Annotated in this window: 18 protein-coding genes and 1 tRNA gene; 13 read left to right on the top strand and 6 right to left on the bottom strand. The window is 70.4% G+C overall.

Features of this window, described 5'->3' with window-relative positions; translation table 11 throughout:
- The first annotated feature begins 106 nt into the window (after nt 1–106).
- From OAW74_RS05835 to OAW74_RS05820, 4 genes are all read left to right on the top strand, one after another.
- Nucleotides 107–658, top strand: a complete 552-nt coding sequence (locus tag OAW74_RS05835) for a hypothetical protein (RefSeq protein WP_262873373.1) — start codon at nt 107–109, stop codon at nt 656–658.
- 79 nt (nt 659–737) lie between these two features.
- Nucleotides 738–4241, top strand: a complete 3504-nt coding sequence (gene smc, locus OAW74_RS05830; RefSeq protein WP_262873372.1) for a chromosome segregation protein SMC — start codon at nt 738–740, stop codon at nt 4239–4241.
- Nucleotides 4242–4276: 35 nt separating this feature from the next.
- A complete protein-coding gene (gene ftsY / locus OAW74_RS05825; protein WP_262873371.1) occupies nt 4277–5146 on the top strand; it encodes a signal recognition particle-docking protein FtsY in 870 nt (289 codons plus the stop codon).
- Nucleotides 5147–5202: 56 nt separating this feature from the next.
- Complete coding sequence (locus OAW74_RS05820) at nt 5203–5703, top strand: DUF2004 domain-containing protein (protein ID WP_262873370.1); 501 nt, start codon at nt 5203–5205, stop codon at nt 5701–5703.
- Between the two features lie 118 nt (nt 5704–5821).
- Here the strand turns inward: OAW74_RS05820 and OAW74_RS05815 are convergent, their stop codons facing one another.
- The 3 genes from OAW74_RS05815 to lipB are packed head-to-tail and all read right to left on the bottom strand — an operon-like array spanning nt 5822 to nt 8951.
- Nucleotides 5822–7243 carry an aspartate aminotransferase family protein gene (locus tag OAW74_RS05815; protein ID WP_262873369.1) on the bottom strand — a complete coding sequence of 474 codons (1422 nt, stop codon included), beginning with the start codon at nt 7241–7243 and terminating at the stop codon, nt 5822–5824.
- Nucleotides 7244–7287: 44 nt separating this feature from the next.
- A complete protein-coding gene (gene lipA / locus OAW74_RS05810) occupies nt 7288–8316 on the bottom strand; it encodes a lipoyl synthase (RefSeq protein WP_262873368.1) in 1029 nt (342 codons plus the stop codon).
- On the bottom strand, nt 8313–8951 hold the full coding sequence (gene lipB / locus OAW74_RS05805) for a lipoyl(octanoyl) transferase LipB (protein WP_262873367.1): 639 nt from the start codon (nt 8949–8951) through the stop codon (nt 8313–8315). Before lipB ends, lipA begins: the two co-directional genes overlap by 4 nt.
- An 83-nt stretch (nt 8952–9034) precedes the next feature.
- Between lipB and OAW74_RS05800 the strand changes: the two genes are divergently transcribed.
- The 3 genes from OAW74_RS05800 to OAW74_RS05790 all read left to right on the top strand — a co-directional run bounded on the left by OAW74_RS05800 (nt 9035) and on the right by OAW74_RS05790 (nt 12424).
- Nucleotides 9035–9577 carry a TetR/AcrR family transcriptional regulator gene (locus OAW74_RS05800; RefSeq protein WP_262873366.1) on the top strand — a complete coding sequence of 181 codons (543 nt, stop codon included), beginning with the start codon at nt 9035–9037 and terminating at the stop codon, nt 9575–9577.
- A 49-nt stretch (nt 9578–9626) separates the two neighbouring features.
- Nucleotides 9627–11174, top strand: coding sequence for a signal recognition particle protein (ffh, locus tag OAW74_RS05795; RefSeq protein WP_262873365.1), 1548 nt, complete (start codon nt 9627–9629; stop codon nt 11172–11174).
- A 356-nt stretch (nt 11175–11530) separates the two neighbouring features.
- Nucleotides 11531–12424: an endonuclease domain-containing protein gene (locus tag OAW74_RS05790; RefSeq protein ID WP_262873364.1), complete on the top strand. Its 894-nt coding sequence runs from the start codon at nt 11531–11533 to the stop codon at nt 12422–12424.
- 88 nt (nt 12425–12512) lie between these two features.
- On the opposite strand, the gene OAW74_RS05785 is transcribed toward OAW74_RS05790, so the two are convergent.
- Nucleotides 12513–13373 (bottom strand): SGNH/GDSL hydrolase family protein, encoded by an 861-nt coding sequence (locus OAW74_RS05785; RefSeq protein WP_262873363.1) that lies wholly within the window; start codon nt 13371–13373, stop codon nt 12513–12515.
- Nucleotides 13374–13507: 134 nt separating this feature from the next.
- Here OAW74_RS05785 and OAW74_RS05780 point away from each other — a divergent pair, with 134 nt between their 5' ends.
- Both OAW74_RS05780 and OAW74_RS05775 read left to right on the top strand, forming a co-directional pair.
- Entirely contained in the window at nt 13508–15388 is a 1881-nt protein-coding gene (locus tag OAW74_RS05780) for a DEAD/DEAH box helicase (protein WP_262873930.1), read from the top strand.
- Between the two features lie 120 nt (nt 15389–15508).
- Nucleotides 15509–16600 (top strand): VIT1/CCC1 transporter family protein, encoded by a 1092-nt coding sequence (locus OAW74_RS05775; protein WP_262873362.1) that lies wholly within the window; start codon nt 15509–15511, stop codon nt 16598–16600.
- Nucleotides 16601–16674: 74 nt separating this feature from the next.
- On the opposite strand, the gene OAW74_RS05770 is transcribed toward OAW74_RS05775, so the two are convergent.
- Nucleotides 16675–16759 (bottom strand) — tRNA-Leu (locus OAW74_RS05770).
- 101 nt (nt 16760–16860) lie between these two features.
- On the opposite strand from OAW74_RS05770, the gene OAW74_RS05765 reads away from it, so the two are divergent.
- Together OAW74_RS05765 and OAW74_RS05760 are read left to right on the top strand one after the other, a co-directional pair.
- Nucleotides 16861–18162: a M20/M25/M40 family metallo-hydrolase gene (locus OAW74_RS05765; protein ID WP_262873361.1), complete on the top strand. Its 1302-nt coding sequence runs from the start codon at nt 16861–16863 to the stop codon at nt 18160–18162.
- Between the two features lie 9 nt (nt 18163–18171).
- Nucleotides 18172–19002 carry an undecaprenyl-diphosphate phosphatase gene (locus OAW74_RS05760; RefSeq protein WP_262873360.1) on the top strand — a complete coding sequence of 277 codons (831 nt, stop codon included), beginning with the start codon at nt 18172–18174 and terminating at the stop codon, nt 19000–19002.
- A gap of 406 nt (nt 19003–19408) precedes the next feature.
- Here the strand turns inward: OAW74_RS05760 and OAW74_RS05755 are convergent, their stop codons facing one another.
- Nucleotides 19409–20275, bottom strand: a complete 867-nt coding sequence (locus OAW74_RS05755; protein ID WP_262873359.1) for a PAC2 family protein — start codon at nt 20273–20275, stop codon at nt 19409–19411.
- A 91-nt stretch (nt 20276–20366) separates the two neighbouring features.
- Here OAW74_RS05755 and OAW74_RS05750 point away from each other — a divergent pair, with 91 nt between their 5' ends.
- Both OAW74_RS05750 and OAW74_RS05745 read left to right on the top strand, forming a co-directional pair.
- A complete protein-coding gene (locus OAW74_RS05750; protein WP_262873358.1) occupies nt 20367–21059 on the top strand; it encodes an HAD family hydrolase in 693 nt (230 codons plus the stop codon).
- Nucleotides 21056–22060 (top strand): tRNA (adenine-N1)-methyltransferase, encoded by a 1005-nt coding sequence (locus OAW74_RS05745; RefSeq protein WP_262873357.1) that lies wholly within the window; start codon nt 21056–21058, stop codon nt 22058–22060. The genes OAW74_RS05750 and OAW74_RS05745 overlap by 4 nt, the downstream gene beginning before the upstream one ends.
- Nucleotides 22061–22063: the final 3 nt, after the last annotated feature.

Below are 22063 nucleotides of genomic sequence, written 5' to 3'. Positions count from 1 at the left end.
ACACGCCGCACGGCGACCCTGCGAGTTGCCTATGAATCCACCATGCGAGGGCTATCGTCTCCTACGCGCCGCCCGGCGCATCTCACCCCCCGAGATACGGATTCACATGACCGACCTCCCCGCATCCCCGCCCGACAGCGCCGACCTGAGCGCGCACGCCGATTCGACCACCGCCGAGCCGCCGGCCGCGTCAGCGGCCGCGGCCCTGCCCGCCGAGAACGTCGCACGGGGCGCGCTGTTCGCCCTCGCCGCCTTGCCCCTCGGTGTCGCACTGTGGTGCGTGATCTGGCAGCTGGGCTTCATCTCAGCGCTGGTCGCGTTCGCCGTCGTCGCCGGCGGTGCGTGGCTCTACCGCCGCGGCAGCGGGGGACGAGTCGGCGGCGCGGGGATCGCGGTGATCGTCGCCGTCGCAGCGGTCACCCTCGTGCTGGCGTTCCTCGGGGGACTCGTCTTCGACGTCGCAAGCGCCCTCGGCTACCCGATGCCGGCCTCGTTGACCGACGAGCTGTTCTGGGGCGACTACTGGTACAACATCACCGACAACCCGCAGCTGTGGGAAGAGATGACGATGACCATCGTCATGACGATCGGGTTCGCGATCCTCGGCGCTTTCGGTGTCGTGCGCCAGCTTCTGGCCGAGCGCAAGACCCAGGTCTGAGCGTCTCGCCGCGCCTCGACGGGGTGGGTCGGCCGATCCGCTACGGTGGACCGGACCGCCCCACCCCGAAGGACCACGGATGCACCTGAAGAGCCTCACGCTCAAGGGCTTCAAGTCGTTCGCGCAGCCCACGACCTTCGCACTCGAGCCCGGGGTCACCTGCATCGTCGGGCCGAACGGATCGGGCAAGTCCAACGTCGTCGACGCACTCGCCTGGGTGATGGGCGAGCAGGGGGCCAAGACGCTGCGCGGCGGCAAGATGGAAGACGTCATCTTCGCCGGAACGGCGACCCGCGGGCCCCTCGGACGCGCCGAGGTACAGCTGACGATCGACAACAGCGACGGTGCGCTGCCGATCGAGTACTCCGAGGTCACGATCAGCCGGACGCTCTTCCGCAACGGCGCCAGCGAATACGCCATCAACGGCGAGGCGTGCCGTCTGCTCGACGTGCAGGAGCTGCTCAGCGACTCGGGGCTCGGCCGCGAGATGCACGTCATCGTCGGCCAGGGGCGCCTCGACAGCGTGCTGCAGGCGACCCCGGAAGACCGCCGAGGCTTCATCGAGGAGGCGGCCGGCATCCTCAAGCATCGCCGCCGCAAGGAGAAGACGCTCCGCAAGCTCGACGCGATGGAGACCAACCTCACGCGCCTGAGCGATCTGGCCGGTGAGCTGAGGCGTCAGCTCAAGCCACTGGGCAAGCAGGCCGAGATCGCCAGGGAGGCCGCCGGCATCGCGGCGGTCGTGCGCGACGCACGGGCGCGACTGCTCGCGGACGAACTCGTCGGCCTGCGCAGCGAGCTGGCTTCGCACGCGCGCAGCGAGCAGGAGCGTCACGCCGAGCGCCTCGTGCTGCAGGACCAGGCGACGCAGGTGCGCGCGCGCCTCGAGCAGCTCGAGGCGCAGCAGCAGTCCGAGCAGGTCGACGATGCCCGTCGCACCGCGTTCGAACTCGAGCGCGTGCAGGAGCGACTGCGCGGTCTGTACACGCTCGCGGGGCAGCGCCTGGCATTGCTGGCGGAAGCCGACGACGAGCAGGACGTCGAGCGCACCACCGTCTCGCAGGGCATGATCGACGACGCCCGCACCGAGATCGACGAGATCGCGGCGGGCCTGGGCGACGCGCAGGATGCCGCTGCCGAGGCCGCGCGCGCGGTCATGCGGGCGCGGGCCGAGCTCGACGCCCTCGATACCGACATCGCGGCGCAGAGCGCACTGGTCTCGGAGCACGACATGCGCATCACGAGCCTGCGCGGCACCGCGGAGGCCGCGGAATCGGCCCTCGGCGCCGTGCGCAGCGCCGTCGAGCGCCAGCAGCGCGCCCTCGAGGCTGCGGTAGCCCGCCGCACGGACGCCGAAGAGGCCCTGGCCGGCGTCGACCCGGCACTTGTTCCCGAGGGCTCGTCGGCGGAGTACGCCGCAGCATACGAGCGCGCTCAGCGTGACGCCGCCGACGCCGAGCATGCCGTCACCGAACTTCGCGAGCGCCTGCATGCCGCCGAACGCGAGGTCGAGGCACTCACCGCGCAGACCACGGCCCTCGGCCGCGCACTCGACGTGCGCAACGCCGCGGCCGAGCTGGTCGCCCGTGGCGCCACCGGCGTGCGGGGCCTCGTCGGCGACGCGATCAAGGTGACCTCGGGTTTCGAGGCGGCGATCGCCGCCGCCCTCGGCCCGCTCGCCGAAGGCGTGCTCGTCGAGACCCGCGACGCGGCGCGGCGCGCGGCCGCGACGGCGCGGGACGAAGATCTGGGCGCGGTCGACCTCGCGATCGCCGACGCCCCTGGGGCTGCCGCACAGGTGCCAGACCTCCCCGGCGTCACCGCCGCCCTCGCCGTCGTGCAGGCCCCCGAGGGCGTGCTCGGCATCCTGCGTCACACCGTCATCGCCGACGACCTCGAGGCCGCCCTCGAGGCGGGCGCCGCGGCAGCCGACCACGCAACGCCGATCACCATCGTCACCCGCGCCGGCGAAGTCGTGACCGCGTTCACCGTGCACGCAGGATCCGGGAGCGGTCGGTCGAGACTGGAGCTCGCCGCCGAGCGTGACGCGGCCGCCGTGCGCCGCACCGAGATGACCGTGGTCGCCGACTCGCTGCGCGAAGCCCTCGGCGACCGCACCGCGCACCTCGACGAAGCCCGCCAGCGCAGCAAGACAGCCCTCCAGACGCTGCGCGCCCATGACGCCGCACTGGCCGCGCACACCGAGCAGGTCAATCGCGCATCCGTGCGGCACGAGGCGTCGGTGGCGGAGTGCGAGCGACTCGAAGCGGGGCTCGCACAGGCTCAGGCCGCCGTCGCCGATGCCGACGGCGCGGCACGGGTGGCCCAGGCCCGACTGGCAGAAGCGCTCGAAGCGCCCAGGCCCATCCTCGACGCGTCGGCACGCGAAGGGCTGCTGGTCGCCCTCGAGGCGACTCGCGAGCACGAGATGACGGCCAGGCTCGAAGTCGAGACCCTTCGCGAGCGCGTGCGGGCCGGTGAGTCGCGTGTCGTGCAGTTGGAGCGGCAGCGCGAACGCGAACGAGATGCGGCAGCCGAGGCCGCCCGCCGCGCCGTCGTGCGCCGCGCGCAGCGCGAGGTCGCCGCATCCGTCTCTGCACAGCTGCCCGCCGTGCTCGACTCGGTCGATCGCTCGGTCAGCGCGGCGCGCGTGGCCCTCGCCACCGCCGAGGCGGCGCGCTCGGCGGTGTCGGCCGAGCTCACCGAGCTGCGTGCCCAGGACGGTGTGGTGCGCGAGCGCCTCGCATCGCTGACCGAGAGCGTGCACGGACTCGAGCTCCAGATCCACGAGAAGCGCCTGCATGTCACCGGCCTGCTCGAACGCGTCGCCTCGGAGCTCGCCCTCGACGAAGACATTCTCATTTCGGAATATGGCCCCGATCAGCCCATCACCGGCGATGACGGCGCGGAGTCGGCCTTCGACCGGGCAGCGCAGAAGCGTCGGCTGCACGACGCTGAGCGCAAGCTCGTGCAGCTCGGACGGGTGAATCCGCTGGCCCTCGAGGAGTTCGCCGCGCTCGAACAGCGCCACAAGTTCCTCACCGAGCAGTTGGCAGACCTCGCCCAGACCCGCACGGATCTTCTGACGATCATCGAGGAGCTCGACGAGCGGATGCAGGTGATCTTCCTCGCCGCCTTCGAAGACACCAAGACCGCCTTCGGCGAGGTGTTCCCGATCCTGTTCCCCGGCGGCTCGGGCAGCATCTCGCTGACCAATCCCGACGATCCGCTCACGACGGGCATCGAAGTGGCGGTGCGCCCGGTCGGCAAGAAGATCGAGCGGCTCTCGCTGCTGTCGGGCGGCGAGCGGTCGCTGGCCGCCGTCGCGCTGCTGACGGCGATCTTCAAGGCCCGCCCCAGTCCCTTCTACATCCTCGACGAGGTCGAGGCGGCTCTCGACGACGCCAACCTCGGCCGGCTCCTGGGTGTCTTCGAGCAGCTGCGTGCGTCGAGTCAGCTCATCGTCATCACGCATCAGAAGCGGACGATGGAGATCGCCGACGCGCTCTACGGCGTCTCGATGCGCCAGGACGGCGTCTCGGCGGTCGTCGGCCAGCGGGTCGTCGACCGCGCCGCGAGCTGACGCCCGCCGTGCACGACAACTCGTAGGCTGGAGCAATGGCGGAGAGATGGTCACTCGGTCGCGCGCTGCGCGGCGTGTTCGTGAAGCCCACGATCGATGAGACGACGTGGGAAGACCTCGAGACGGCGCTGCTGACCGCCGACTTCGGACCCGACATCACCGAGCGGCTCGTCGAAGAGCTTCAGGAGAAGGTCGAGCGCTACCGCACGACCGATCCGCGCGACCTGCAGCGGATGCTGAAGGAGTCGCTCGAAGAGCACTTCGCGAAATTCGACACCACCCTGCGGCTGACCGAGCGCCCGGCCGTCGTGCTCGTGGTGGGAGTCAACGGCGTCGGAAAGACGACGACGATCGGCAAGTTCGCCAAGTTCCTGCAGCGCTACGGCCGGTCGGTCGTCGTCGGCGCCGCCGACACGTTCCGTGCGGCGGCCGTCGACCAGCTGGCCACGTGGGCCGAGCGCGGGGGAGCGGCGATCGTGCGCCCGCAGCAGGAGGGCCAGGACCCGGCATCCGTCGCGTTCCAGACCATCGACTACGCCAAGCGCACCGGCACCGAGATCGTGCTGGTCGACACGGCGGGGCGCCTGCACACCAAGGGAGGGCTCATGGACGAGCTCACCAAGATCCGCCGCGTCATCGAGAAGCAGGCGCCGATCAGCGAGGTGCTTCTCGTGCTCGACGCGACGACGGGCCAGAACGGCGTCATGCAGGCCGAGGCGTTCCTCCAGCACGCTGGGGTCACCGGGCTCGTGCTGACCAAACTCGACGGCTCGGCCAAGGGCGGATTCGTGCTGGCGGTGCAGGAGCGCACCGGCATCCCGGTCAAGCTGCTGGGCCAGGGCGAGGAGATCGGCGACCTCACCGGTTTCACGCCGCACGTGTTCGCGGCCTCGCTCGTCGACTGACACGCCGGAGCGAGACCGGACTTTCGCCTGAGCGGCGAGGCTGGTTTCATGGGCGTATGGCGATCGAGCACGACTTCTTCGGACTGCTGGAGTCCGGGCCCGACGGATCGATCTTCTGGTCGGAGAACGTCGAGCTCGGAGATCAGACGGTCACCGTCGATCTGACCGCGCCCGATCAGGACGACGTCTCGGTAGCAGCCCTCGACGTCGCCGCGGGGCTCGTCTCGGCGCTCGAGTCGATCGATCGCAGCGCCCGCAACGCCATGGTCGCCGAACTCAGCGATCGCACGAGCGAGGTGACGGAGTATCTGCTTCAGCAGCAGGAGCACCTCGGCGAAGAGATCGAGGACTATCTCGTCGACATCTCGGGCGACACCCACATCGACATCATCCGCTCGCTGCAGCTGATGAGCATGACGATCCTCGCCGATGAGCACGGCGGCTCCGACCCGTTCGCGGTGCTCGAATATGCGCTCGACCCCGACCAGACCGACGACGTTCTGCTGGTGAACCTCGACTCCGACGGCGCGGTGCAGTCGGTCACCAGCGCGGACTAGACGCGCCACGGGTCAATGCCGCGCAGCGGCCTTGAGGCGTGGCGCGTCTAGGCCGCATCTCGATACGCGCTTCGCGCTACTCGATGGTCGTAGCCGCCGCAGGCGGCGTATCGAAACCTCACAGACGCGTCCAGGCCTCCGTCAGCACGCTCCGCAGGATCTGCTCGATCTCGTCGAACTCGGCGGGGCCGATGGTCAGCGGCGGCGCGAGCTGGATCACCGGGTCGCCGCGGTCGTCGGCGCGGCAGTAGAGGCCCGCGTCGAACAGCGCCTTGGAGAGGAACCCTCTGAGCAGCCGCTCCGACTCGTCGTCGTCGAAGGTCTCCTTCGTGACCTTGTCTTTGACGAGCTCGATACCGAAGAAGTAGCCGTCGCCCCGGACGTCGCCGACGATCGGCAGGTCGGTGAGCTTCTCGAGGGTCGAGCGGAACACGGGGGAGTTCTCGCGGACGTTCTCGAGCAGACGCTCCTCCTCGAAGATCGCGAGGTTCTCCAGCGCCACGGCGGCCGACACCGGATGCCCGCCGAAGGTGTAGCCGTGATAGAAGGCACGGTCGCCGTGGGCGAACGGCTCGTAGATGCGGTCGCTGACGACGGTGCCGCCCAGCGGCGAGTACCCGCTCGTGACCGCCTTGGCGAACGTGATCATGTCTGGCTGGTAGCCATAGGCGTCGCAGGCGAACATGTGGCCGATGCGACCGAACGCGCAGATGACCTCGTCGGAGACGAGCAGCACGTCGTAGCGGTCGCAGATCTCGCGGACCCGCTGGAAGTATCCGGGCGGAGGCGGGAAGCACCCGCCGGAATTCTGCACCGGCTCCAGGAACACGGCGGCGACCGTGTCCGGCCCCTCGAACTGGATCATCTCCTCGATGCGGTCGGCCGCCCACACGCCGAACTCCTCAAGGCTCCCGGTGGGGGCGCCCATGTCGGCCGCGCGGTAGAAGTTCGTGTTCGGCACGCGGAACCCGCCGGGGGTGAGCGGCTCGAACATCTCCTTCATCGCGGGGATTCCGGTGATCGCCAGCGCCCCCTGCGGCGTGCCGTGATAGGCCACCGAACGCGAGATCACCTTGTGCTTGGTGGGCTTGCCCTGCAGCTTCCAGTAGTACTTGGCGAGCTTGAACGCCGTCTCGACGGCCTCGCCGCCGCCCGTGGAGAAGAAGACCTTGTTGAGGTCGCCGGGGGCGTGGTCGGCGATGCGGTCGGCCAGCTCGATCGCGGCGGGGTGCGCGTACGACCAGATCGGGAAGAACGCGAGCTGCTCGGCCTGCTTCGACGCGATCTCGGCCAGGCGACGCCGGCCGTGGCCGGCGGCCACGACGAACAGCCCCGCGAGCCCGTCGATGTACTTCTTGCCCTGGGAGTCCCAGATGTGGTGCCCCTCGCCCTTGACGATGATCGGCACGCCGGGGCCGTCGGTCATGACCGACTGCCGGGCGAAGTGCATCCAGAGATGGTCCTTCGCCTTCTGCTGCAGTTCGGCCTCGGTGAAGCCGCGCAGGAGATCGGATGCCGTCGCCACAGGTCGTTCGCTCATGGCCCCACCCTACGGAACCGCCCGCCGCCTGTCAGGCGCCGGCGTCAGACAGCCTGTGCGAATGCACGCCCCTCGTCGGCCACCTCGGCTGCCAGGTGCGCGAACTCCGGGGGGATCTCGCGGCCCTTCGAGAGCATCGAGCGCGCCCAGAGCCGCCCCGCGCGATACGAGGACCGGACGAGGGGACCGGCGAGCACGCCGAGGAACCCGATGCGCTCGGCCTCGTCTTTGAACTCCACGAACTCCTGCGGCTTGACCCACCGCGCCACCGGGAGATGGCGGGGAGTGGGGCGCAGGTACTGCGTGATCGTGACGATGTCGGTGCCCGCCTCGTGCAGGTCGTGCAGAGCCTGCAAGACCTCCTCGGGCTCCTCGCCCATGCCGAGGATGAGGTTCGACTTCGTGATGAGGCCCGCCGCCCGCGCCTGGGTGAGCACGTCGAGCGAGCGCTCGTAGCGGAACGCGGGGCGGATGCGCTTGAAGATGCGCGGCACCGTCTCGACGTTGTGCGCGAACACCTCCGGACGCGCCGCGAACACCTCGCCCAGCAGCGCCGGGTCGCCATTGAAGTCTGTCGCGAGCAGCTCCACCCCGGTGCCGGGGTTCTCGTGATGGATGCGGCGGATCGTCTCGGCGTTGAGCCACGCCCCGCCGTCGGGGAGGTCGTCACGGGCGACGCACGTGACCGTGGCGTAGCGCAGCTGCATCCGCTTGACGCTGTCGGCCACCCTGCGCGGCTCGTCGGTGTCGTAGTCGGCGGGCTTGCCGGTGTCGATCTGACAGAAGTCGCACCGCCGAGTGCACTGCGATCCGCCGATGAGGAACGTGGCCTCTCGGTCTTCCCAGCACTCGTAGATGTTGGGGCAGCCCGCCTCCTGACAGACGGTGTGCAGCTCTTCGGTCTTCACGAGCGACTGCAGCGCCTGGTATTCGGGGCCCATCCGCGCCCGGGTCTTGATCCATTCGGGCTTGCGCTCGATGGGCGTCTGGGCATTGCGCACCTCGAGGCGCAGCATCCGCCGCCCCTCCGGTGCCGTCGCCCCCGGGCTCGAGGGCTGACCGCAGGCGCTCATGCCGCGACCGCCGCGTACTCGACGCGGAAGGCCGCCTCGACATCGGCGACGACGTCGGCGGGGGTGACCTCTCGCGCCCGCAGTTCGCTCATCGTGGTGACCCCGGCATCCGAGATGCCGCACGGCACGATGCCGGTGAAGGGGGCGAGGGAGTTCGAGCAGTTGAGGGCGAAGCCGTGCATCGTCACCCCCCGCTGCACCCGCACGCCGATCGCGGCGATCTTGTCGTCGCCGAGCGGGCGGTGCACCCACACGCCGCTGCGCCCCTCCACCCGGAAGCCCTCGATGCCGTGGCGACCGAGCACGTCGATGAGCAGACCTTCGAGGCGGCGCACATGGGCGACGACGTCGATCGGCTCGGGCAGGCGCACGATCGGATAGCCCACGAGCTGCCCAGGCCCGTGCCACGTGATCTTGCCGCCGCGGTCGACGTCGACGACGGGCGTGCCGTCGGTGGGGCGCTCGTGGCGGGCCGTGCGGACCCCCGCCGTGTAGACCGGATCGTGCTCGAGGAGGATGAGCGTGTCGGGGCGGGAACCGGCGACCACCTCGGCGTGGACACGACGCTGCAGGTCCCAGCCCTCCTGGTAGGGCACGAAGTGCGGCGCGAGGCCGGGGGAGAGGATGTCGAGCACGGTTCTCCTTCGCTCATGGCGTTTCTGGATCGCGTCCAACAATACGCTCGCCGCTGAGCTCGAGCGCGCTCTACGCTGAGGGGATGACCGTGGGCCGTCCGAAAGCGTCGTCACGCGAGACACTCGCCGAGGCCGCCAGCGAGCTCTTCCTCGAGCAGGGGTACGCGGCGACGACGGTCGACGACATCACGCGGCGGGCGGGGGTCAGCCGCTCGAGCTTCTTCAACTACTTCTCCTCGAAGGCCGACGTGCTGTGGGGGGCCTTCGACGAGCGACTGGATGCTGCCGCATCCGCCCTGCGGGATGGCGCCGCGCCCGCGCGGGAGGCCGTGCGCAGCATCGGCGACGGCTTCGCACCCGACAGTCTCGCTCTGGCGGTGGCCCAGGCATCCGCGATGGGGATCGGCGACGACCTCGAACGCGAACGGGCCGTCCGCCAGGTGCGGCTGGCGCACGCCGTCGCGGATCGTCTGGAGCGGGACGGTACCCGTCCGCTGGAGGCGCAGGTGCGCGCTGCGGCGTGGGCGGGGGCGCTGCTGGCGGCGGTGTGGAGCTGGTCCGAGGCGGGGCCGGGGCGCAGTTCACTCAGCGCCCTGGTCGACGATGCCCTCTCGTACGCGCCCTGACCCGCGCGCGCTCAACCGGCCGGCCACCAGCCCGTAGAATCGGGGGATCATGGCTACTTTCGGCACCCTCTCCGACCGGCTCACCGAGACCTTCCGCAACCTTCGCAAGAAGGGGCAGCTCACCCCGGCCGACGTCGACGGCACCGTCCGCGAGATCCGGCGCGCACTGCTCGATGCCGACGTCGCCCTCGAAGTCGTCAAGGAGTTCACCGGCAAGGTGCGCGAGCGCGCCCTCGGCGACGAGGTGAACAAGGCGCTGAACCCGGCGCAGCAGGTCGTGCAGATCGTCAATGAAGAGCTCGTCGCCATTCTCGGCGGCCAGCAGCGCCGGCTGGAGTTCGCCAAGACCCCGCCGACCGTCATCATGCTCGCGGGCCTGCAGGGCTCGGGAAAGACGACCTTCGCCGGCAAGCTCGCCAAGATGCTCGAGAAGGACGGCCACACCCCGCTCCTGGTCGCCGCCGACCTCCAGCGGCCGAACGCCGTGAACCAGCTGCAGGTCGTCGCCCAGCAGGCCGGTGCCGCGATCTATGCGCCCGAACCCGGCAACGGCGTCGGCGATCCGGTGCGCGTTGCCCGCGACGGCGTCGAGACCGCCCGCCGTCAGCAGCATGACATCGTCATCATCGACACGGCGGGCCGCCTGGGCGTCGATGCCGAGCTCATGAAGCAGGCCGCCGACATCCGCAAGGCGGTCGACCCCGACGAGGTGCTCTTCGTCATCGACGCCATGATCGGTCAGGATGCGGTCAACACCGCGAAGGCCTTCCAGGAGGGTGTGGATTTCACCGGCGTCGTGCTCTCCAAGCTCGACGGCGACGCCCGCGGCGGCGCAGCGCTGTCTGTCGCCTCGGTCACCGGCCGTCCCATCATCTTCGCGTCGACCGGCGAAGGCCTCGACGACCTCGAGGCCTTCCACCCCGACCGCATGGCCTCGCGCATCCTCGACCTCGGTGACATCCTCACCCTCATCGAGCAGGCGCAGCAGGCGTTCGACGAGGAAGAGGCCCGCAAGGTCGCCGAGAAGATCGCGACCGAGCAGTTCACGCTGGAGGACTTCCTCGAGCAGATGCAGCAGATGCGCAAGATGGGCTCGATGAAGAAGATGCTCGGGATGCTCCCGGGCATGGGCCAGATGAAGCAGCAGCTCGACGACTTCGACGAGCGCGAGATCGACCGCACCGAGGCGATCATCCGCTCGATGACCCCCGCCGAGCGCCGCAACACGAAGCTCCTCAACGGCTCTCGGCGCCTGCGCATCGCCCGCGGCTCCGGCATGACCGTCACCGACGTCAACCAGCTCGTGCAGCGCTTCGAGCAGGCCGCCAAGATGATGAAGACCGTCGCCCGCGGCGGTGTGCCCAACATCCCGGGCATGGGCTCGATGGGGCGCCCCGGCGCCTCGAGCAAGCGCGGAAAGCAGCAGAAGGCCAAGGGCTCGCGGTCGGGCAACCCCGCCAAGCGCGCCGCCGAGAACGCCGGCATCGCCGCGGCTCCCGCCGCACCCACAGGATCGGGCTTCGGCCTGGGCGGCGCGACGGGTGCGCCCAGCGAGGCCGACCTCGCGGAGCTGCAGAAGCTGCTCGGCAAGGGCTGACCTCGGCGCGGCAGCATCCGCTTCCACTGCCTCGTTCGTCGCTCGCGGCGAAATCAGGAGATCTCGCCGGTACATGCCAATCTCGGCCGGATCGACCTGTCCCAGCCGAAGCTCCTGATCTCGCGCGTGCGGACGCTCCAACGCCCCGCATCCGCTCCTGCTCTGCTATCTGCTCAGATCAGGAGATCTCGCCGGCACAGGTCGTTCGGCGACGGAATGACCTGTCTCAGCCGAAGCTCCTGATCTCGCGAGAGGGGACCCGGCTCACCTCCTCCCCAGAGACGTGTCGTCAGCGGCTTTGCCCGGATCACGGGTGCGTTTCGCGCGGATGCTGCTGCATCCGTCAGGGTCGGCTCATGACCACGAACGCGACCGTGACCGCGAAGGCCCTCGACCGCCAGACACTGTTCCGGACGTGGATCGCAAGCAACAACGGAGTCGCGCACTCCGCCGTCGCGCGCGCCGGCGGATTCAGCCCGTCGGAACAGGCGCAGGCGGTGCGCGACGGGGTCGTCGGCCGGGTGCGCAGATCGTGGCTTGTGTCGCCTGACTGCGACGAACGGCGTCGACGGGCCGCCGAGCTGGGCGGCCGCGTCACCTGCGTGAGCCTGGCGGAGCTGCTCGGGCTGTGGACACCCGCGAACACCGCCACCCATGTCGCGGTGCAGGGAACCGCGTCGCGGCTGCACCCGGAGAATGCGACCGTGCACTGGGCCGTCGGTCCCGCTCCGGTCGGGCGCAGCGCGAACGAGGATCCCGTGCTCAACATGCTCTTCCACGCGGCGCGGTGCCTTGATCCCAAGGATGCGCTGGCGCTCTGGGAATCCGCGGTCCGCCTGCGAAAAGTCGACCCCGTCGTACTGTCGCGGGTGGCGTGGCGAAGCACTGCCGCCGCCCGCATCGCGAGCATCGCCCACGATCTCTCCGACTCGGGCATGGAGACGGAGTTCACCGACGGGATGCGGCTCATCGGCGTGAAGGTGCGACAGCAGGCGCTCATCGACGGCCACCGCGTGGACGGCCTCATCGGCGACAGGCTGGTCGTGCAGCTCGACGGGTTCGCCCACCACTCGGATGCCGCCTCGCGTCGCCGCGACCTGGAGCAGGACGCCCGGCTGGCTCTTCGGGGCTACACCGTGCTGCGGTTCGACTACGCCCAGGTCTTCTTCGAGTGGGACTACGTGCGCGACACCGTCATCACCGCGATCGCCCAAGGCCTGCACCGCTGGTCCAGCGCCCAGAACAGGTGATCTCACCAACACAGGTCATTCGGAGACAGAACGACCTGCCTCAGCCGAAGCTCCTGATGCCGCGAGCGGATGCTGAGGCCGAGCGCCGCTAGACCTGCTGGCCCGGGCCCGCGAGCCTGTCTTTGGCGGGCGCGAGGGTGACCACCGGCAGCGGCTCGGGGCGCTTGGCCGTGATGTTGTCTCCCGACGACTGGTGGCGCAGGCGCCGCAGCACCCACGGCACGAGGTGCTCCCGCGCCCACACGAGGTCGCCCGAGCGCGCCTCGCGCCACGTGCGGGCCGGCAGCGGGTCGGGCTGCATCGGCTGCAGGTCGTTGGGCACGTTGAGCGTGCGCAGCACCATGCGCGCCGTCTCGTGGTGGCCGAGCGGATTCATGTGCAGGCGGTCGTCGTCGAAGAACCGCATGTCCTGCACCGTCTTGTGCGCCCACTGGTCGGCGACGATCGCGTCGTAGCTCTCGGCGATCGCGCGGATGTTCTCGTTGTAGATCGCCACGCGTCCGCGGATGCCGCGGAACACCGGGGTGAAGTTCGTGTCGATCCCCGTGAACACCACGACCGTGGCGCCGTCGGACGACAGGCGCCGCACGGCGTCTTCGAACAGCACGGCGACGGCATCCGGATCACCGCCCAGGCGGATCACGTCGTTGCCGCCGGCCGAGAACGTGACGAGGTCGGGTTGCAGCGCCAGCGCCGGCTCTATCTGGTCGTCGAGGATCTGACGGATGAGCTTGCCGCGCACCGCGAGGTTCGCGTAGGCGAAGTCGTCGACCTGGTTCGCCAGCACCTCGGCGACACGGTCGGCCCAGCCGCGCAGCCCGTTCGGAAGATCGGGCTCGGGGTCGCCGACCCCCTCGGTGAACGAGTCGCCGATCGCCACATATCGGCGCCACGGATGCGTGCCGTCATTGGGGATGAACGGGGTTCTCGGGTCACTCGTCGTCGGCATCGCTTCCTCACTGGGTCTTGTTCGAGCGTACCCTCGGCGCTGCGCGAGAGGGTCGGTGGCATCGCTTAGGGTGGTCTCTCGCGCGCCTTCCGGGCGCGACGGGAAGGGGAGCCGTGCAGGACGAGCCGACGACGATGCAGGTTGCTGCCGCACCCGCCTCGACGAGCGACTCGACGCACGAGACCCACGCTCTCGAGCAGCCGGAGCACTTCGGCAGCTTCGCCGCCGAGCACCTCTCGCCCTCGTTCCCGCAGCGCGCGCCATGGGGCACAGCGCAGCGTCTGCGGGCCTGGCAGGCCGAAGCCCTCGACCAGTACTTCGCCATGGACGGCCCCGACGGCGTCGGAAAGGGCCCCCGCGACTTCCTCGCCGCAGCGACCCCCGGTGCCGGCAAGACGACCTTCGCCCTGCGCCTGGCGACCGAGCTGCTTCGGCGCCGCGTCGTCGACCGGCTCGTCGTGGTCGCCCCCACCGAGCACCTGAAGACCCAGTGGGCCGACGCGGCCGCACGCGTGGGCATCCGCCTCGATCCGGCGTTCAGCAACCGGCACGGCCTCCCCGCGCGGCAGTACCACGGCGTCGCGGTCACGTATGCGCAGGTCGCCGTCAAGGCGTCGGTGCACCAGCGCGTGACCGCCGACGCGCGCACCCTGGTGATCCTCGACGAAGTGCACCACGGCGGCGACGCCCTGAGCTGGGGCGACGCGCTCCGAGAGGCGTACGGCCGGGCGACCCGCCGGCTGCTGCTGAGCGGCACGCCGTTCCGCAGCGACACCGCCCCGATCCCGTTCGTCGAGTACCACCCCGACGCCAAGGGCATCCGCCTCTCGCGCACCGACTACGCCTACGGCTACGGACGGGCCCTGCAAGACGGCGTCGTGCGGCCCGTGCTCTTTCTCGTCTACGCCGGGCAGATGCGGTGGCGCACCCGCACCGGCGACGAGATGGAGGCCCAGCTCGGGCAGGACAACACGAAAGACATCACGGCGCAGGCCTGGCGCACCGCGCTCGACCCCGAGGGGGAGTGGATCCCCGCCGTGCTGCGCTCGGCGGACCGACGCCTCAGCGAGGTGCGCGAGCAGGTCCCCGACGCCGGCGGGCTGATCATCGCCACCGACCAGACCGCGGCGCGCGCCTATGCCGAGATCCTGCAGCAGATCACGGGGGAGCCCGCCACCGTCGTGCTCTCCGACGAGGCGGAGGCCTCCGGCCGCATCGAGACCTTCTCGCAGGGCACCTCTCGCTGGATGGTCGCGGTGCGCATGGTGTCTGAGGGCGTCGACGTTCCGCGCCTCGCGGTCGGGGTCTACGCCACGAGCGCCTCGACGCCGCTGTTCTTCGCCCAGGCGATCGGCCGCTTCGTGCGGGCGCGGCGGCGCGGAGAGACCGCATCCGTCTTCCTGCCGAACGTTCCGCAGCTGCTGGCCCTCGCGAACGAGATGGAGGTGCAGCGCGATCACGCCCTCGACCGCGAGAGCGACGGCGACGACGAGTGGGCGCTCGACGACTCGCTGCTGGAGGCCGCCGAGCAGGGCGACAAGGCCTCCGACGACCTCACCTACGAGTTCACGTATCAAGCCCTGGGCTCGCTCGCGCACTTCGATCGCGTGCTCTACGACGGGCGCGAGTTCGGCCAGCTCGCCGTGCCCGGCACACCGGAAGAGGAGGAGTTCCTGGGTCTTCCCGGGCTCCTCGAACCCGAGCACGTGCACGAACTGCTCATGCAGCGGCAGGCGCGCCAGGGCCGGCACCGCAAGGTGCGCGAGGCGAAGGAGCAGGCGGCGGGCGAAGGCGGCGAGGCCGCCGCACCTCCGCAGGCGCTGCACCGCACCCTCAAAGAGCAGCGTCAGCTGCTCAACAGCCTGGTGGGGCTCTATGCGCGACAGTCCGGCGAGGCCCACGGGCTGGTGCACGCAGAGCTCCGCCGCATCTGCGGCGGGCCGGCGGTCTCGCACGCGACCGTCGTGCAGCTGCAGGCCCGCATCGACGTGCTGCGGCGGCGCGTCCACTCCTGAGCACCCGCAGCGCTTCGGAGATCCGAAATGCTGGCAATCATGCCGCAGAGCGCCCACCGCCCCCGGCCGCTGGCTAGCGTTGACGGGTCCCCGCACCCCACAGCCGCTTCGGAGGCTCTCATGAGCGCGCCCACCACGCCCACCGCCCGCGACCGCAGACGGTGGGCGCAGTACCTCGTCAACGAGCGCGCCGAGGCCCGCGTCTATCGGGATCTGGCCGAACGACGCGAGGGCGAGGAGCGCGAGATCCTGCGAGCACTGGCCGACGCCGAGGGGCGCCACGAGGCGCATTGGCTGTCGCTGCTCGGCGGTGAGCCCGCTCGACTGCCCCGCGCAGACACCGGAACGCGGATGCTGGCCTGGATGGCCCGCCGGTTCGGCTCGATCTTCGTGCTGGCGCTCGCCCAGAACGCCGAGGGGCGCTCGCCCTACGACAACGAGCCGTTCGCGAGCCCCGCGATGGCCGCCGACGAGAAGATCCACCGCGAGGTGGTGCGCGGTCTCGCCGCCCGCGGGCGGCGGCGACTGTCCGGCACCTTCCGCGCCGCGGTCTTCGGGGCCAACGACGGACTCGTCTCGAACCTCGCGCTCGTCATGGGCATCGGCGCCACCGGGGTCTCGCCGCAGTTCGTGCTGTTCAGCGGCGTCGCGGGCCTGCTCGCCGGGGCCCTGTCGATGGGGGCGGGCGAGTTCGTCTCGGTGCGCTCGCAGCGGGAGCTCCTGGCCGCGACCGAGCCCAGCGACTACGCCGATGCGAACCTGCCCGACCTCGACCTCGATGCCAACGAACTCGCGCTCGTGTACCGCACCCGCGGCATTCCGGCGGCGGAGGCCCTCGACCGAGCGCGCGCCGTCGTGGAGGCCGCCCAGGCCTCCGATCGGTCCGTGCCCTACGTGCGGGCCGAGACCGGCCCGATCGACACGCACGAAGTGGTGGGCAGCGACTTCGGCGCGGCGATCTCGAGCTTCCTCTTCTTCGCCTCCGGGGCGATCATCCCGGTCGTGCCGTGGCTGATCGGCCTGAGCGGCGTCTCGGCCGTCGTGCTGGCGCTCCTGCTGGTCGGCATCGCGCTGATGTCGACGGGTGCCATGGTCGGGCTGCTCTCCGGCGGCCCGCCGCTGCGCCGCGCTCTGCGCCAGCTCGCGATCGGCTTCGGGGCCGCGGCGATCACCTACCTGCTGGGGCTGGTGTTCGGGGTCTCGGTGGGCTGACGGCTCGCTGTCGCGGCAGCATCCGCATCCGTCGGAAACAGCGAAGGCCCCCTCGAAAGGGGGCCTTCGTTCTGTGCGCGAGGGGGGACTTGAACCCCCACGCCCTATACGGGCACTAGCACCTCAAGCTAGCGCGTCTACCTATTCCGCCACCCGCGCAGAGTGGTTTTTTCGGTTTCGCAACCGAGGATCGACACTACCATGATCCGACCGTGCGAACGAATCGGCCCATGCCCGACAGCCGGGGTAGGTTGGTCGGCATGCCCGCACCCCACGACGACCTGCCCGAGGTCGTGCGCCTCGCGCGCGATCTCATCCGGATCGACACGACCAACTGGGGCGGCGGCAGGGCCCGCGGCGAGCGCGAAGCGGCCGAGTACGTCGGCGCCTACCTCGAGCGGCTCGGCCTGAGGCCCGAGTACTACGAGCCGATCGACCGTCGCACGAACGTCTCGGTGCGCATCCCCGGCCGCAACCCGGCCAAGCCCGCTCTGGTGCTGCACGGCCACCTCGACGTCGTTCCCGCCGTCGCCGAAGATTGGAGCGTCGACCCTTTCGCCGGCGAGATCCGCGACGGGATGCTGTGGGGCAGGGGAGCGGTCGACATGAAGGACATGGACGCCATGATCCTCACCTCGGTCGCCGAGATCCTGCGTGCGGGCGATCTGCCCGAGCGAGAGCTCATCGTCACCTTCTTCGCCGACGAGGAGAACGGCGGGGTCGAGGGGTCGATGCTCGTCGCGAACGACCGTCCGGAGTGGTTCGCCGGCGCCACCGAGGCGATCAGCGAGGTGGGCGGATACTCGATCGATGTGGCCGGCCGCCGGGCCTATTTGCTGCAGGTGGGCGAGAAGGCGCTGATCTGGCTCAAGCTCGTCGCCCGCGGTCGCGCCGCCCACGGATCGAGCTATCCCACCGACAACGCCATCACGAAGCTCTCGGAGGCCGTCGCGCGGCTCGGCCGCACACCGTGGCCGATCGAACTGACCGACACGACGGCGCAGTTCCTCGATGCGGTCGCGAGCCTCGCCGGCGAGAGCACCGCGGACCCCGACGCCCTCGTCGAGCGAGCGGGCGCCGCATCCCCGTTCCTGCGCTCGACGCTGCGCACGACGACGAACCCCACGGGGCTCACCGCCGGCTACAAGCACAACGTGATCCCCGACCGCGCCGAGGCCCTCATCGATGTGCGCACGCTGCCCGGCACCGAAGAGGCCGTGCTCGCCGAGATCCGCGCGATCGTTGGCGACGAGATCGAGGTCGAGACGGTCGTGCGCGACATCGGCATGGAGGTGCCCTTCTCTGGGCCCCTCGTCGAGGCGATGGTCGCCGCCCTCGACCGCCACGACCCCGGCGTGCCGGTGATCCCGTACCTCATGGGCGGCGGCACCGACAACAAGGCGCTCTCGCGCCTGGGCATCGCCGGCTACGGCTTCGCACCGCTGCGCCTGCCGGCCGGCATCGACTTCACCGGCATGTTCCACGGCGTCGACGAGCGGGTTCCGGTGGAATCGCTCGTGTTCGGCCAGCGCGTGCTCGCAGACCTCATCCGCACCTACTGAAAGGCCCCCGTGGAGCACCTCTTCGAAGCGATCGTCCTCGGCCTGGTGCAGGGCCTCACCGAGTTCCTGCCCATCTCTTCCAGCGCGCACCTGCGCATCCTCGGCGAGTTCCTGCCGAACGCCGCCGACCCTGGTGCCGCCTTCACGGCGATCACGCAGCTGGGAACCGAGGCGGCCGTCGTGCTGTTCTTCTGGCGCGACATCGTGCGCATCGTCTCGCACTGGTTCCAGGCGCTGGCCGGAAAGCTGCCGCACAGCGACCCCGACGCCAAGATGGGCTGGCTCATCATCGTCGGCTCGATCCCGATCGTGGTGCTGGGTCTGCTCTTCCAAGACCAGATCGAGACGGTGCTGCGGTCGCTGTGGATCACCGCGACGATGCTCATCGCCTTCGGCATCCTGCTCGGCATCGCCGACTGGGTGGGCGCGAAGCGCCGCAAGCTCGAAGACATCACCGTGGGCCACGGCGTGATCTACGGCTTCGCCCAGGCGCTCGCCCTCATCCCCGGCGTCTCGCGCTCGGGCGGCACGATCACGGCGGGGCTCTTCCTCGGGTATGAGCGGGCGGCCGCCGCGCGGTACGCGTTCCTCCTGGCGATCCCCGCCGTCTTCGGCAGCGGCTTCTACCAGCTGTTCAAGAGCTGGGACGAGCCGGGGGTCTTCACCCTCGGCGAGACCGCCGTGGCCACGGCGGTCGCCTTCGTCGTCGCGCTCGGGGTCATCGCGTTTTTCATGCGGTGGATCTCGCGCCACAGCTTCCTGCCGTTCGTGATCTACCGCATCCTGCTCGGCGGCACGGTCTTCGTGCTGCTGGGCACGGGCGTGCTGCAGGCCTCCTGAGAGGCGGGCGCGGCTTCACCCTGCCGGATCAGGTGATGTCGCCGCATCCGCTCGCCAGATCAGGTGATTCGGCCGAGGCAGGTCGTTTCGCCGCCGAGTGACCTGCCGCGGCGAGATCACCTGATCTGGGCGGCCGGGTGGAGGGATCGGGCGGTGTCGGATGCGGGGGCCACCACATCCGTTCGGTGTGAGATCAGGTGATTCGACCGATCACGCCGTTCAGCATCCGAAGGTCACGCGTTCCGAGACCAGGTGATTCGGCCGACACAGGCCGTTCAGCGTCCGAACGACCTGCAGCGGCGAGATCACCTGATCTCGGCGGGCGGGGGCGCGGATGCTGGCGCTGACCGTGGCGAGAAGGGCACATGCCGCGCCGCTCGAAGCGCACGCGCAGCGGCGCTGGGCGTCAGCGCCGGGGGTCGTCGCGGCCGGGCTTGGTCGGGCCCTCTCCGCCGCGGCGCAGGTACCGCTCGAACTCCTGGGCGATCGCGTCGCCGGAGGCCTCGGGGGAGTCCCACGTGTCGCGGGTGCGCTCGAGCTGGCGGATGTACTCCGTCATCTCCTCGTCGTCGGCAGCGGCCGCGTCGATCGAGGCCTCCCAGGCCTTGGCCTCGGTCGCGAGGTCGCCGCGCGGCACCGTCGCCCCGGTGAGGTCCTCGAGCCGATCGAGCAGCGCAAGGGTCGCCTTGGGCGAGGGCGTGTGCCCGGCCACGTAGTGCGGCACGCTCGCCCACAGGGTCGCCGTCGCGATTCCGGCGGCGTCGGCCGCCTGCGACAGCACGCTCAGAATCCCGACGGGGCCCTCGTACGTGCTGCGCTCGAGTTCGAGGGCGGCGCGCACGTGCTCGTTGTCGCTGCCGGCGAACACCGAGATGGGCCGGGTGTGCGGCACATCCGACATCATCGAGCCGATCGAGACGAACCCCGTGATGTCTTCGCGCAGCGCCACATCCATGAACTCGGCGGCGAACGCCTGCCAGGCCCTGGCCGGCTCGACACCCGTCAGCAGCCATAGTTGCGTGCCGCCGCGGGTCGTCTTCGCCGGCCGCAGCAGGGTCGCCTCAGGCCACGAGAGCGTGCGGCGCCCGTCGGCGTCGATGCTCACCTGGGGCCGCGTGTACTGGTAGTCGAAGTACAACTCGGGGTCGACCGAGTACACCGGTTCGTAGCTGCCCTGCTCGCGCAGCAGCGACACGGCCGCCGATGCGGCCTCGCCGGCGTCGTTCCATCCGTCGAACGCGGTGACCAGAACCTTGCGACCCAGTGCGTCCACACGACCTCCTTCGCCCGCCGTTCGGGCGTCCTCCCAGAATAGGCCGCTGGCGCCGGGAAGGGCTGTGGACCGGCCCGGATACCATGAAGCAGTGACTTCTCCCGCTCTGGCCGCCGTCCTCTGGGACATGGACGGCACCCTGGTCGACACCGAGCCCTACTGGATCGCTGCCGAGACCCCGCTGGTCGAGCGCTTCGGCGGCACCTGGACCCACGAGCAGGCGCTCGGCATGGTGGGCCTCGGGCTCGAGGATGCCGCCCGCATCTTCCAGGAGGCGGGCGTCCGCATGGGCGTGCACGAGATCGTCGACTTCCTCACCGACGAGGTCATGACCTCGCTGCGCACGCAGGGCGTGCCCTTCCGCCCCGGCGCACGGGAGCTGCTGGCGAGCCTGCGCGAGGCGGGCGTGCGCACGGCGCTCGTGACGATGTCGCTCTCGCGGATGGCCGAGACGGTCGTCGACCTCATCGACTTCGACGCCTTCGACGTCGTGATCGCCGGCGACGATGCGACCAGGCCCAAGCCCTTCCCCGATCCCTACCTGCAGGCCTGCGAGGCGCTCGGGGTCGACCCGCGCGACACGGTTGCGATCGAGGATTCGCCCAACGGGGCGCGCTCGGCGGTCGCCGCCGGCACGACGACGCTCGGCGTGCCGCACATGGTGTCGCTCACCGGCACCGGCGTGCACGCCATCTGGCCGACGCTCGACGGCCGCACCGCACAGGATGTGTTCGATCTGCACGACGCCCGCGTCGCGCGCCGCACCGAGGAGAACGCACGATGACCGGCCCCCGACCGAGCGGCCCGTTCCGGGTCGGCGACCGCGTGCAGCTGACCGGACCCAAGAACCGGCTGCACACGATCACGCTGCGCGAAGACGGCGAACTGCACACCCACCACGGCGTGCTCAAGCACACGGCGCTCATCGGCTTGCCCGACGGCTCGGTCGTCACGAACTCCGGCGGTCACGAATACCTCGCCCTGCGCCCCCTGCTGCGCGACTTCGTCATGTCGATGCCGCGCGGAGCGGCGATCGTCTACCCGAAGGATGCTGCGCACATCGTGTCGCAGGCGGACATCTTCCCCGGGGCGGTCGTCGTCGAAGCCGGAGTCGGCTCGGGTGCGCTGTCGCTGTGGCTGCTGCGGGCCACCGGCGAGGAGGGCCGACTCATCTCGTTCGAGCGCCGTGAGGACTTCGCCGAGGTCGCCCGCGCCAACGTGGAGACTTTCACCGGCGCCGTCCCTGCGAACTGGGAGGTCGTGGTGGGAGACCTCGCCGTCGACCTGCCGCGCGCGGTGGCCCCGGCATCCGTCGACCGCGTCGTGCTCGACATGCTCGCACCGTGGGAGTGCATCGACGTCGTCGCCGATGCCCTCACTCCGGGCGGGGTCGTGCTCTGCTACGTCGCGACGGCCACGCAGCTGAGCCGCGTCGCCGAATACCTGCGCGGCACCGGCCTGTTCACCGAGCCCGACGCGAGCGAGACCATGGTGCGCGGCTGGCACGTCGAGGGACTCGCCGTGCGCCCCGACCACCGCATGGTCGCCCACACCGGGTTCCTCATCTGGGCGCGGCGCCTCGCCCCGGGTGCCGTCGCGCCCGAGCAGAAACGGCGCGCATCGAAGTCGAGCTACGGCGACGAGGATGTCGAGCTGTGGACCCCGGGTGCCGTCGGCGACCGCCAGATCACCGACAAGAACCTGCGCAAGCGCGTGCGCGAGGCGCAGCGCGCCGCGGAGGGCGCCCGTCAAGCGGCGTCGGGCGAGTCCGGCGAAGACGCCTAAACT

It is taken from the genome of Microbacterium fluvii (assembly GCF_025515205.1).
GTDB classification, from domain to species: domain Bacteria; phylum Actinomycetota; class Actinomycetes; order Actinomycetales; family Microbacteriaceae; genus Microbacterium; species Microbacterium fluvii.
Note: the sequence above shows the minus strand (reverse complement) of the source record. Positions and strands in the feature narration are given on the sequence as shown.

What these genes read in the sequence shown, in the direction of transcription:
- OAW74_RS05835 (WP_262873373.1), top strand. Translation starts at nt 107, where the DNA reads ATGACCGACCTCCCCGCATCCCCGCCCGACAGCGCCGACCTGAGCGCG.
- smc (WP_262873372.1), top strand. Translation starts at nt 738, where the DNA reads ATGCACCTGAAGAGCCTCACGCTCAAGGGCTTCAAGTCGTTCGCGCAG.
- ftsY (WP_262873371.1), top strand. Translation starts at nt 4,277, where the DNA reads ATGGCGGAGAGATGGTCACTCGGTCGCGCGCTGCGCGGCGTGTTCGTG.
- OAW74_RS05820 (WP_262873370.1), top strand. Translation starts at nt 5,203, where the DNA reads ATGGCGATCGAGCACGACTTCTTCGGACTGCTGGAGTCCGGGCCCGAC.
- OAW74_RS05815 (WP_262873369.1), bottom strand. Translation starts at nt 7,243, where the DNA reads ATGAGCGAACGACCTGTGGCGACGGCATCCGATCTCCTGCGCGGCTTC.
- lipA (WP_262873368.1), bottom strand. Translation starts at nt 8,316, where the DNA reads ATGAGCGCCTGCGGTCAGCCCTCGAGCCCGGGGGCGACGGCACCGGAG.
- OAW74_RS05800 (WP_262873366.1), top strand. Translation starts at nt 9,035, where the DNA reads ATGACCGTGGGCCGTCCGAAAGCGTCGTCACGCGAGACACTCGCCGAG.
- ffh (WP_262873365.1), top strand. Translation starts at nt 9,627, where the DNA reads ATGGCTACTTTCGGCACCCTCTCCGACCGGCTCACCGAGACCTTCCGC.
- OAW74_RS05790 (WP_262873364.1), top strand. Translation starts at nt 11,531, where the DNA reads ATGACCACGAACGCGACCGTGACCGCGAAGGCCCTCGACCGCCAGACA.
- OAW74_RS05785 (WP_262873363.1), bottom strand. Translation starts at nt 13,373, where the DNA reads ATGCCGACGACGAGTGACCCGAGAACCCCGTTCATCCCCAATGACGGC.
- OAW74_RS05780 (WP_262873930.1), top strand. Translation starts at nt 13,508, where the DNA reads ATGCAGGTTGCTGCCGCACCCGCCTCGACGAGCGACTCGACGCACGAG.
- OAW74_RS05775 (WP_262873362.1), top strand. Translation starts at nt 15,509, where the DNA reads ATGAGCGCGCCCACCACGCCCACCGCCCGCGACCGCAGACGGTGGGCG.
- OAW74_RS05765 (WP_262873361.1), top strand. Translation starts at nt 16,861, where the DNA reads ATGCCCGCACCCCACGACGACCTGCCCGAGGTCGTGCGCCTCGCGCGC.
- OAW74_RS05745 (WP_262873357.1), top strand. Translation starts at nt 21,056, where the DNA reads ATGACCGGCCCCCGACCGAGCGGCCCGTTCCGGGTCGGCGACCGCGTG.